Annotated in this window: 10 protein-coding genes; 4 read left to right on the top strand and 6 right to left on the bottom strand. The window is 56.2% G+C overall.

What is annotated here, in order from left to right; genetic code table 11:
• Positions 1–185: 185 nt before the first annotated feature.
• Positions 186–4,736 carry an Ig-like domain-containing protein gene (locus SO180_RS40990; RefSeq protein ID WP_449384463.1) on the bottom strand — a complete coding sequence of 1,517 codons (4,551 nt, stop codon included), beginning with the start codon at positions 4,734–4,736 and terminating at the stop codon, positions 186–188.
• Between the two features lie 189 nt (positions 4,737–4,925).
• Positions 4,926–6,011 carry a helix-turn-helix transcriptional regulator gene (locus SO180_RS40985; protein WP_449384462.1) on the bottom strand — a complete coding sequence of 362 codons (1,086 nt, stop codon included), beginning with the start codon at positions 6,009–6,011 and terminating at the stop codon, positions 4,926–4,928.
• A gap of 827 nt (positions 6,012–6,838) precedes the next feature.
• Here SO180_RS40985 and SO180_RS40980 point away from each other — a divergent pair.
• Together SO180_RS40980 and SO180_RS40975 are read left to right on the top strand one after the other, a co-directional pair.
• Complete coding sequence (locus tag SO180_RS40980) at positions 6,839–7,072, top strand: hypothetical protein (protein ID WP_449384461.1); 234 nt, start codon at positions 6,839–6,841, stop codon at positions 7,070–7,072.
• Positions 7,044–7,211, top strand: a complete 168-nt coding sequence (locus SO180_RS40975) for a hypothetical protein (protein WP_449384460.1) — start codon at positions 7,044–7,046, stop codon at positions 7,209–7,211. Before SO180_RS40980 ends, SO180_RS40975 begins: the two co-directional genes overlap by 29 nt.
• 152 nt (positions 7,212–7,363) lie before the next feature.
• Here the strand turns inward: SO180_RS40975 and SO180_RS40970 are convergent, their stop codons facing one another.
• A complete protein-coding gene (locus SO180_RS40970) occupies positions 7,364–7,846 on the bottom strand; it encodes a hypothetical protein (protein WP_449384459.1) in 483 nt (160 codons plus the stop codon).
• 213 nt (positions 7,847–8,059) lie between these two features.
• A complete protein-coding gene (locus tag SO180_RS40965; protein WP_449384458.1) occupies positions 8,060–8,401 on the bottom strand; it encodes a hypothetical protein in 342 nt (113 codons plus the stop codon).
• Between the two features lie 58 nt (positions 8,402–8,459).
• On the opposite strand from SO180_RS40965, the gene SO180_RS40960 reads away from it, so the two are divergent.
• Both SO180_RS40960 and SO180_RS40955 read left to right on the top strand, forming a co-directional pair.
• On the top strand, positions 8,460–8,714 hold the full coding sequence (locus SO180_RS40960) for a helix-turn-helix domain-containing protein (RefSeq protein ID WP_449384457.1): 255 nt from the start codon (positions 8,460–8,462) through the stop codon (positions 8,712–8,714).
• A 270-nt stretch (positions 8,715–8,984) separates the two neighbouring features.
• Positions 8,985–9,290, top strand: coding sequence for a hypothetical protein (locus SO180_RS40955; protein ID WP_449384456.1), 306 nt, complete (start codon positions 8,985–8,987; stop codon positions 9,288–9,290).
• Between the two features lie 53 nt (positions 9,291–9,343).
• On the opposite strand, the gene SO180_RS40950 is transcribed toward SO180_RS40955, so the two are convergent.
• Together SO180_RS40950 and SO180_RS40945 are read right to left on the bottom strand one after the other, a co-directional pair.
• The gene (locus tag SO180_RS40950) at positions 9,344–10,150 is read right to left on the bottom strand and encodes a recombinase family protein (protein WP_449384455.1); all 807 of its coding nucleotides are present in this window, start codon (positions 10,148–10,150) and stop codon (positions 9,344–9,346) included.
• A 121-nt stretch (positions 10,151–10,271) separates the two neighbouring features.
• Positions 10,272–11,024: a hypothetical protein gene (locus SO180_RS40945; protein ID WP_449384454.1), complete on the bottom strand. Its 753-nt coding sequence runs from the start codon at positions 11,022–11,024 to the stop codon at positions 10,272–10,274.
• Between the last annotated feature and the right edge of the window lie 69 nt (positions 11,025–11,093).

The raw sequence follows: 11,093 nt of genomic DNA, 5'->3' as shown, positions 1-11,093 counted from the left end.
GTGCCTTGGCGCTTTTTGGACGCCGGTCAGTTGACCCTGCGGAGCCTCCTTCTTGCCGGCGTCCAAAAACCAGCACATAAGCGGTCAAGCTCGCGCGGCGGTGCAATTAGCGAAGGGCCACGAGCGACCTCGGCGCCTGTTTTAGAAGTACTCTCTTTTTGCCACCAATCAATAAGCCAGCTGCATCAAACCAGGTGAAAGTCATGCTCATGCGCGTGCAACTCGGCCGTTGTAACGCCTAGCAGAGTAACCGTGCCGCCCTGTCCATCCGAAATAGCCGCACCAGCTGCCGTGTTAGTCGTGTGGGCCAAGATGTCGTGCGTACTTCTGAAGATGCTGTGATCGAACTCCAGCGTGTCTTCGTGAATATTGAAGTTCTTGATGATGTCGTTTCCAAAATCCGGTCGGAAGAGGAAAGTGTCGTCGCCCTTTCCTGCGATAAGGGTATCGCCGCTACCGCCAATCAAGACGGCGTCTCCATGGCCAGCTTTCAACGTATCGCCGCGTGCTGAGCCATCGAGCACGTACGGCCCGTTATGAGCCGCCGTGAGAGTTGTATTGGCTCCTGATAGGTATGTGGTGCCCTTTTCGAAAACGACGATGTTGAGCGTCGAAGTGGTCAAACCGCCGTGGCCGTCAGAAACGGTGTACGTGAAGGTGTCCTGCTTTATTCCACCGCGGTCGTCCCAGCCACGATCGTCCCACCCGCGGTGATACCAGCCAAAGTCGTCATGGTTGCGGCTCGCGGTGTACGTATAGCTGCCGTCGGCATTTAGGGTCAGCCAGCCATATTTGCCCTCGATAGCATGGCCCACAGCCTTCGTTTTACCATCGACGGCCTGGACGGTAAGTTTGTCGTGGATGTCGGGATCGCTGTCGTTAGCAAGCACACCCTCGTCGGCCGCGACCTTAAGAGTGCGCCCCCAAGCCACAACGTTACCATCTGGCGCCGCGACGGGGTTGTCGTTTGCGCCGTCAATTGTAACGACCACATCCTGCGTAACCGTGCCACCGTGCTGATCATCGATGACGACTGGAATGGTAGCGGTCACGCTCTCGCCAGTTCCTACAAAATCGATCTGCTTGTCCGCGAAGCTGAACACCCAATCGATAGTTCCAGCGTTGGTGTTGCCTGATTCAGGCTGGATGCTGATTGCCGCCTCAAAAGTCGCGATCTGAGCGGGGGTGAGAGCATAGTCATGACCGCTAGAGTCTTGGTATGAAAAGGTCTCGTCCTTGGTGTCGATAGTGGCTGCGGGGCGATGACTGAGGTCAGGATCGGTAAAGGCAATAACCCCGGTCACTTTGTCGATCGCAGTGCTGCCGGTGGTATGTGGCAGTTCGTTGATGGTCTCACTCGCTGTGGTATGAGTGCTGTCGAGTGTCGGCGGATCGTTCAGACCGTTAATTGTTATCGTCTCTGTTCCGGTGCCCGCTGTCCCTCGGCCATCACTAGCGGTGAACTTGAACGACATGGTCGTGCTTTCGCCGAGAGCCAGGTACTTATAGTTCGTACCTGGATCGAAACTGAAGGTGCCATCGGAGTTGAAAGTCAGCCCGGCCGGAGCGGTCCCGTCCAGTGCGTATGTGATGCCATTACCCGCCAGATCGACGGCCGACACAGAAGCTTTTAGAACCGTGTTCTGGTCGGTTGAGGTAGCACCATTAAAAGCAATGGGTCCTAGATCTTGACCCGGACTTTGTGTTTCATTTTGAGCCTGAGCGATCAGCGTCCCAAGATTGGCTCCCGTGAATAGGTTCGCGACTACTTGCAACTGACTAGAGTTGCCAGCCGCATTCGTGATCGCGGTCGATGCGGCTCCTTGCTCCACAAGTGCAATACCAGCGGCATCGCTGAGCAACTGAGCGCCGGACTGATCCGTCTGAAGAACGTGGTCCAGTGCGGCGTTGCCAGCTGCAATAACGGAGGCGATGGTATCGGCCGTGCCTTGCCCGAGTGTTATGCCCTCCATCTGCGCGACTTGGGTGAACAGGGCACTCAGAGCGGTCTTGTCGCTCAAATTGATGCCTGTGGCGTCCAAGGCAGAAGCAAGGGACGAAAACGCTGCCTGAAGACTCGGAGAAAACGCTGCGCCCATTCCGGCGAGCGCGGACGCAATCATAGAGACGGTGTCGTAGACCTTTTCACCCGCGACCTCTGCAGCAGCGCCATCGGGACTGCCGCCTTGCGCTGCAGCGATCGGATCGAATGTGGTGAGGTCTAGAGTTGTGGAAAGGCCGAGAGCCGTAAGAACCTTCGTTTGCGCAAATGAGTCTGAAGCAAGATCAGTAAGCAGTGTCGTCAGTGGAGTGATGTCGGTCGATCCTGCAGGCGCAGACAATTGTCCCTTAAACTGCAATCCTAGGGATGTATCCGTGCCCCCGTACGCGATCAGCGGGCCTGAGCCGCCGCTCAGCGAAAAGCTACCCGTTGAATCCGTTGTGGTCGAAACATCATTGGAGGCGAGTTGGCCGGTGCCATTGGCGTCGGCGAAGACGGTTGCGCCGGAAATGTAGCCTTCCGCGACTTTGGACAGCGAAAGGCCGAGCGCCTCCCATCCGAGTATTTCCGAAATGTCAGCTGGGGTGAATTGTAGAGAAGCATCTGGAACGCCAACATAGATACCGACAGCTGTGGATGAGCTTCCATCGGACACCCAGACCGGACCGCCACTAGCACCTGCGCCAAGATTACCCGGATCTTCTAGAAAGCCAGTGGCGCCAAGGATTACATTTTGGATAGAGTTATACTGAGGGCCAAGGCCACCTGGGTATCCAGTAATATTGACGCTTCCCGCCGCAAAGCCAGATGTCAGTTGAAACATTCCGTACGAGGCAAGATTGACCGAAGTGTTGATTACACCGAAGTCATGAATCTCATTCAGATCGTTAAATGTCGCTGAGCTAACATACTGTGGGTCCGTAAAGGTACTGAAGGTACCGATAGAAATATCAACGCCGTTGATCGTTACTATTGGACCCGAGACTGGTCCTAACGGGGATTCTAATTTCACATGTGTAAGTACGTGCGCGGCAGTGAGAATGGTGTGAGGGCCGACTATGAACCCCGTTCCAATGTCGGTGTCTCCATCTGGCGCCGTGTAGGTTAGCTGAACAACCGCGCTATAAGGATTGAACGTCTGTAGTGCCGGAGGCGGCGGTGCTGGTGACGTCGAATAATGGGTAGCCGGATTCGAAATGTACGCGATCTCCGTCCCCCCGTTCTTATCTGAGAATAGAGTCACCCCGCCTACGATCGGCTGCGATAGACTGAAATTGTAAACAGCTCCGTTGTCCACGAACTGAAGAGTCTTCGTGCTCGTCTCCCAAATCGTATAGCCATGTCCATCAAACGGCAAACTGGCAATATCAAAGCTGTCGCCCGGGGTAAAACCAGAGATCACGCCCGTCGGCGTCGTGCTCCCGTCGATTTTTAGCGTTGCATTGGTACCAGCAAACGTAATCGTCCCAATGTCAGCGCCGTTCAATTCTAGTGTCGAATTAGCGCCGATAGTCGCCGAGCCACCTCCTAGATTTCCATTGACCTCCAAGGTCCCGCCGCCAGAGATCGAAAAGCTATCTACCCCTGAACCGGCAGCGACTTTGGTTGTACCTGCGCCGTTGATCGTAACCGTCTGTGCGCCTGCGCCAAGTGCTAGGTTGTAGCTGCCACTACTTCCGTAAACGTTTGTAGTCACTCCAGTAGGACTGTCGCCAATTGCGAAAGTATGATGGAGATCAAACGTCTTGTCCGTGAGAGAAATAGCAATGCTAGTGTCACCAGGATCAGCATTCGGAAGCGTAATGGTGTCGCCACCACCCAGAGCATTGTAAAGGTCAGCACCGTCATCGATTGCGGCTGCTTGATTGTCCGTGAGACTGTTGAAATTGACGGTCTCTGCTCCTGTGGTGAAGAGCGTATTCTGGTCGATCGCACCAAATCCCGTATTGATACCGACGACGGCGCCCGTGCCTCCCGATTCAGTCAAGTTACTCAGTACGACCGAAAACTGTTCGGAGGGTGGACTAGAAAGTGGGTTTTCGAGAAGGGGAACCTGAATCGTTTGTGTTGTTTGTCCCGGTGCAAAGGTCAGCGTCCCATGGGAGTCTTGGAAATCCGCTCCTGCTATCGCCGTTCCATTATGGGTGGCGTAGTCGACAGTAATTGTGTCACTGCTAGGAGACGATAGTGAAACGGTGAAGGTTTCTGTCTGCGGCTGTGATGCCGACTTGTGAACCGTCGGCGCATTGCTAATATTTACGATTGGCCCTGAGGGCGGCCCTACATTGATCTCTTCCCACGCATAGGTCGTCCATTGAACAGTAAAAATACCGGGACTTGTACCGGGAGGTTCATATGGTGAGGGCTGCGCCTCTGTCGCGCTGTCAGTTGCCGTTGGACCGACCAAGATAGTTGGATCAGGCTGACTCCCTGCTACGAAGTAATTGCCAATCCCAATCGTGTAGGTCCATTCGACAATATTGGTCTCTTCAAAATGCCAATTGAGCCCGTTTGGCTGCTGCACCAATTCCCAATTCCCTTGAGGCACTGCTGCGTAAGCCTGTTCAATGTATCCGAAAGGGTAGGACGAGTACGGTGTCGGATCCACAGAAGGGCCGTAAACAGGATTGCCCAAAAACGAGGCCAGCTGACCGCTTCCCGGAAAATTCTGATCGTCAGGAGCGAAATTGCCCCGGTCCATGTTGTATACAAATTCGACCCAATACGTCGTCATTACTTCCTCACAAAGGAATGTCTACGAATTGAATGCTGCACGCGCAGCTTTGGAAACTCAGAAAGAATAATTGGCTACGGGAAGGTACAGTTTATTGATCGGTAAGCCATGACCCAAATGGGTCATTCCCGCCCTGTGCCGCGCGGCGCTCAATCCAACGGCTCACCGACAACCAAGGCCCCGCGCGTTTCAGCTGCGGCCGATGTGGACGCTGGTCAAAAAACTCACTAGCTCGGCTTGGCGCCCCGTTCCCGTCTTCGCCAACACAGACTTGAGTTGGTTGCGCACCGTCTCACGCGAGAGATTGCTATGCTTGGCGATCTGTTCGATGCTGCTGCCCTCCACGAGGCCGCGTGCAACTTTTGCCTCCGCCGGGCTCAGATCAAACAAGCCGTTGAGTACGTGAGCTGGCGGCGCCTTTGCGTTGGTTAGAGGGGTAACGACAAATACGCTCGACGCGCCGGAAAAAATGTCGCGCGCCTGCCGGCGCACAGGAAGCATATGCGCAACGCAAGCCGGGCCATCCCCGTTGGCCGGGACAGGAAACGAATACGCTCGCGCTTCTGCGTCGCGACCACCAAGGGCTTCGAGGGCGGCCCGAAATAGATCGTGCGAACGGTGATGTGAAATTATCAGTCGCCCCCCTGCCGCTGATTTGAATTGAGCGCCCATCTGCTCAAGCAGAAGATTGGCGGAAAGAACTCGCCCATTTGCGTCGAGGGCTGCTCCAGGCAATGCCAGCTTGCTCAGTGTTTCCGTCATGGCTCGGGCGCGCTCCAACCCCAAGCGAACTGCCAACAACGCAGAGCGGGCGAGGTGCGGGCGCAACGTATCGAGAACTGGTAGCACTTCCCGATCTACAAAGCCCTTCTTGTGGGAGCGCTCAATATTGAAAATGATGAGGTCGCCGGATGGCGCCGGTATCACAGTTCCAGTCCCGACGCCGCCGCCGAACTTCCGCAAGCAATCCACGTAGAATGGGTCTGTTTCGGCTTCTTCAGGAGTCACGAGATCGAGGTCGACGACGAAACCGGAGTAGTTCAGAGGCGCGAGACGCGATGCGCGTATGTTCTGGCGCATCCATCCTTCATCGATAAACGCGCGCAGCATGGGCGAAAGGCAGTCCGATGAAACGGCTCGAACATTTTGATCGGGATCAGCAGCAATCAGAATACCGCCATCGCAACGCGCAATGGCGGCAATCCGGTCGAGAATATCTATCCACAGATCAGGAATGACGGCTGCCTCGTAAATTCGATCAACGATATCGTTCATTGATCGCTGGCTCCGGCGTCATCGCAATTACAAAGAATCTCGATCCATGGGCCAGCAGTGCACGGAGCAAGCGCATCGGCGCGAAGTCGCCAATAAGCGGTAAGAGGTCTAATACGAAGATCATTCGCCAAAGGGCACGATGCAATAGAACGCATTCTCATGAACCCCCAAATGGCACATTTAAAAAAATTCAGTGCTGACAAGCAGTTGCGAGGCCTCTCGGTGATGGCGTCTCCGTCTGATTTATAAATTAAATGCTATATTAATTAATAGATAAATCCAGCTTCATTTAAAAGGTTGCCTACGGAAGTGCCCTGTCTTCGGCGCTGCACCACTAGCTTGCGGCGCGTCGGGGCCTGACGTCGACGATTTCGGCTGAGTTTGTCGGTTGGTTGAGATCCGCTTTCGTCCAAGAGCGCCGAGGCTGGGACCGGGCCAGAAGCATTGCGTTCGGCCAGACCCCCCGTGATTCAGGCTCCCAACCGGGGCCAGAATCGTATGCTACGAACTCAAGCTAATGCCGCCGAACAAGTTTTCTGCCGCTCCTCAGTAAGCGATCGCCGTAACCTCAATGGCCATTTCTTGGTCCTGCGATCCGGAGCACCCTGACGCGATCTGCCGGAGGCGTAGGACTGATGATCCAGGCAGCGCCACTTCATACGGCTTTTTACAGTCCCCGAGAGCCATTGCGCGAAGCGATTGGGGATGAAGGAAACCTGATTAATAGGAAAGGGGCATCCAGAAGCCTAGGAATCGTCTCAGTTCAGGGCACAAGTGCCGCGGCAGAATTGTCGGCCGTGATAGGCCCAAACCTCAGGCACTCCAGCATGACTATAAAGGACGATCCGATTTTCGCAGCCATCGAACGCCACCGGGAGCTGTCGAAACGGCATTCCGCGGCGGCGGATGTTTCTACGAAGCTCCTGGACGGTCCTGAATTTGAGGCGGCCGATAAGATCACCGCCTCCAGACGAGATGAGCTCGCCAAATATGCGGATACGCTGATCCGCACCGGTAGCAGGGATCGTGGCTTTGACGCGCTGCGTCGCCACCCTCGATGATTGGGAGCTGCCTGACGACGACCGCGAGCTCCGGCAGATCGCAACGGACCCGACCGGTGATTGGCGCCGTGTGTTCCTGAACACGCTGGCCGACGCGCTCGACAAGATCGGTCATCCCGAGAAGACGGCAAGATCCTAATCTTCGTTAAGGGGTGCGTCAGGCGAGTGTCAGCCCGCCATACGATCTTTCTCTACGTTCCCCTGCACGGGATTCGCGGTTGCGAGGTCCGGTCGGATTTGCTTCCAAGGTCGGGCCTCGCTTCGTTATCTCCATGGAGCCTCGCTACGCTCTCAGAGAGTGTATTTGCGTGTAAATGTGAGCGCGGCCAGGGCTCCCTCAAACGTGGTGGGCTCGATCTCATCGACCCTGTACCGCGCTTTGAGCTCGACGTCCTCTGCAACTTTCACCGCCTTTTGCAGCGGATTGAGCCGCGCATCCCGGCGCGCGATCGACGCAGCAAGCGCAGCATGCTCAGCGCGGTTGCGATCGGGGTACATGTCCGCTGGGGAGTACAGGTCGATCTGCTCGTGAGAGGTCGAACGAAATCCTCCAGCGCCCCAGGGATTGCCGACGCTTTCGACGTATGGTTCAAGATCGCCGGCTTTCTTCAGTTCACGCTCAGCCGCCTCTAGAGCATCGTACGCCTCTGCCAATGCTTTATCAGCCGAGCGGTGCGCCGCCAGGGCGGCGAACACCGGATCGCTGTCGGCGGAAGCGGCCGCCATCGTGGGAGCTGCGGCAATGACGGCGGCGCTTCGGACGAGCATGTTCATTATAGATCTCCTGTTGATTGCTTCCCCGCTCGAAGAAATCGACGGGCGCGAGGAAGGTTCTGGCTGGGTTTGAGGGAGCTGACATGCGCCAGATTGGCTAGCGGGAATCAGGTCACGCGATAACAATTGAGACGCGCCCGGAGCGCAAAGCGTGAGCGGAGCTAAGTGGGTCATGGAATTATCCTGTTGTGAGCCGCGGGAAGTTTTCAGGTGTCAAGTGGCTTGCAGTTGACGGATTTCGTCCCGGTAGGCGGCGATCGTTGCGCGCCAGGTAGGCCCGTGGTCGATGTAGGCGGCGCGGCCGATCAGTGCTTGCAGCGTCTCAACGCGCTCAGCTTTCGCCTGAGCCGCCTTTGCCGCGACCACGGCGTTCTGCATAGCTTCAGCCCAAGCTCGCCGGAGTGCCCACGCGAAGCACTTGCGGCCAATGTCGATGAATTTGATCTGCGGATAGAGGTACGTTTCTCGGAAGATGGCCCAAGCTCGGCGCATGATGGCTGCGCGGTCGAATTTGGGCATAGCTCCGCCGTTCACCGCGAAGGTGCTCTTTGTCATCTGGGTTGCTCGCTGGCTTGCTATCTGATACTAAAAGTATCTCATCGGATCGGGTAGGATGTCAATACTAAAAGTATCAATTCGTCAGATCAAAGCGGCCCGAGCGTTGCTCGGCTGGTCGCAGGATGATCTAGCCACTCAGTCAGGAGTGTCAGTCCCCACCGTCAAGAGATTGGAGGCTGCGGATGGTGAGGTTGGCGGGAGAGCGGAGACCGGTAACGCGCTTGTGGCCGCGCTTGAGAAGGCCGGTATAGAATTTATTCCAGAGAACGGCGGAGGGGCGGGGGTGAGGTTACGGAAGAGAAAGCGATAGCCAACCGCTGATTAACGTCACGACGCTCTGCCAGGGCATGGTTTCGGACCGCTGCTCGTGCAAAGCCGCTGAGCGTGCATTCAAGGAAGTAGGAACCTCATAAATGGGTTGGCTATCCCGAAAACTGGCTTTATGGGGCGCTAGTGCGCAGAAGCGCGAAATCACGGATTTTGTTCAGCGATTGGCCGCTCTCGATTCCGCAGAAGTGGGCATGATGGTTATCGCGGCTGCGGAATGGCGCAATCGGCTGGCCGAAACTGAGGGGTTGAGTTGCTGCAGCCAGGTGCCGTCCTAGCCCAGCACCCCGAACTGACCTTTAATTTCTCACGGACGGTTCAAAAACTGCAGGGCTCTGGCGATTTCGCGGCTGCGGCAGGGCTGATTGTCTGGGTGCATTCGCTGAGAGCCATGACCGATCCGCTTCTCAGAGAAGACGGAAGAGCTATGTGGCGGGAGTTGGCGCGCGGCTTTCCGCATGTGATGCGGACAACCGCAGAACTCGAGGCCGCAACCGGAAAAAGGGTCAAGATCGAAGGCTGGCAGACCTTTCCTGAGGGTTTAGGCGAACGGAGCTGATTGCTCGCCGCGTCGGCTGCTAGCTCTGGCAGGACAAAGGCAGCGCAACGTCCTCACGCCAGCATCGATTTCACTGACGACGCGGAGAATGTTGCGCCGTTCTCGTTGACGTGTCCAAGCCTGGCGAGCTCGGCCGCGATCTCGCGCAGGGAAAGATTGGCAGCCTGAAGGCGCTTCGCCTCTTGGACCATCTCGGGCTTGCGCTCGGCCCAGCTCTTTCTGCCCTCGACCTTGGCGCCTGTCCTGCGGCGTTTCCGCTCCCTAGCGCCTCGCAGCTTGGCCACCGTCATGGCTTTATCGAACTGGGCAACTGCCCCAAGGATCTGACGGATCAGCACCGCCGTAGGAGTATCGTCCACGAATTGATCGGGAGAGTCAGCCGCGATCAGTGCCACTCCCTCTGCGTTTAGACGCTTCCAGCCAGTTTCCTGGACGATCAAGTCCCGAGCGAAGCGATTGGCAGTTTCGACGATGATGGTCCGGACGCCATTGCCGGCGATCATTTCGAGGGCGGCCATGAAGCCTGGCCGAGTATCGATCGTGTCGCTTCCGGCAACGGCGGGGTCATCGAACCACGCCACGATCTTGTAGCCGGCGCGGTTGGCGTAGGCCTGGACTGCCTTCCGCTGGCGAACCACGCTGTCCTTGTCCGCCCCGACGTTCGCCGCTGAACTCGTTCTCGTGTAACCGATTGCAGGCCGCCGCTGGCGTTTCTCTTGACCTGACATGGGCTTAATCCCGAGTTGTACAGATATCTCAGGAAATCCGTACGACAGCCGGCCGTTCGGCACAAGAAAATTTAGGCGCAATGGATGGAGGGGCTGCAAATGAAAGGAGGACGCTGCCAGTCGCTCGAGCAAGTTGGGGAAGCAGCGGGCCCCTCGCTGTCGATAATCAAACGCCTGGAGGCGAGGGAGAGGAGGACCTCGGAAAGCGTTCGAGAAAGCCGGTGGCAGACCTCAACTCATTACTACGGCTGACTTAAGCTTGCCTAAGCTGGTTAATTATATCTGTCAGGGCCGCGATGTGCCCCTCCAAGATGAGCTTGTTCGCCTCAGCGCTTCGTATTGTGTTTAAGAGTGAATCGATACGAGCCCTCATGGCAGAAATCTTTTCCTCTACCACGCGGTCGTCAAGCGACAATTCGCCACCGTCGCTTGTCACTTCGGGGTCGATAGGCGAGCGAGTTAAATTGACTTCGTCAATTTGGATATAGGTATATAAGTAGATGTTGGTTCGCAATGACCTCGGAGGATCTCCGCCAATATCCATACTGCCTTCCGAACGGTGAAGCTCAACTCGACCTCGCGGTATTTGGCTTAGACTAGCGCGATTTTCAGAGATGATTTTCTGTAATTGCTTGAGCGCCGCTCCGAACATTCCCGGTGCATCACTCAACCATTCAGTCATGCGTGCAATCGTCTGATCGAGGAACTGGGCTCTTTCGCGTCGATCTACGCGAACAACCTTGTATATCGCCAAGACAAATAGTGCGGCTCCGTTGGCTGCCTGATAGATGCTTGGCCCTCGCTCGAGCAACTCAAAGGCAGCTCTCTCGGATTCATCGCGCATTTCGCGGATGCCGTGAATGTTTACCGGACTAGCTGCCATGTAGACGTCAAACTGGCGCGTCAGCGCCCGCGATCGAATTACCGCTTCCTCATTGAAAAATCTCTCCAGTTGCTCGGGAATAAACACAAACAGATCCCGGAGCAGCGCGATAATTGTATCCATTCGGCGTAGGCCGCAGGGTCACCGCCTGAGCAGTTCAGGGTTCTCTTTGTAAACCTTGATGAGCTCGAT

This window comes from Bradyrhizobium sp. UFLA05-112 (assembly GCF_053572325.1).
Note: the sequence above shows the minus strand (reverse complement) of the source record. Positions and strands in the feature narration are given on the sequence as shown.

Bases quoted from the DNA above. Each gene is read 5' to 3' on its own strand.
- SO180_RS40985 (WP_449384462.1), bottom strand. From the start codon at position 6,011: ATGAACGATATCGTTGATCGAATTTACGAGGCAGCCGTCATTCCTGAT.
- SO180_RS40970 (WP_449384459.1), bottom strand. From the start codon at position 7,846: ATGAACATGCTCGTCCGAAGCGCCGCCGTCATTGCCGCAGCTCCCACG.
- SO180_RS40965 (WP_449384458.1), bottom strand. From the start codon at position 8,401: ATGACAAAGAGCACCTTCGCGGTGAACGGCGGAGCTATGCCCAAATTC.
- SO180_RS40980 (WP_449384461.1), top strand. From the start codon at position 6,839: ATGACTATAAAGGACGATCCGATTTTCGCAGCCATCGAACGCCACCGG.
- SO180_RS40960 (WP_449384457.1), top strand. From the start codon at position 8,460: ATGTCAATACTAAAAGTATCAATTCGTCAGATCAAAGCGGCCCGAGCG.
- SO180_RS40990 (WP_449384463.1), bottom strand. From the start codon at position 4,736: ATGACGACGTATTGGGTCGAATTTGTATACAACATGGACCGGGGCAAT.
- SO180_RS40945 (WP_449384454.1), bottom strand. From the start codon at position 11,024: ATGGATACAATTATCGCGCTGCTCCGGGATCTGTTTGTGTTTATTCCC.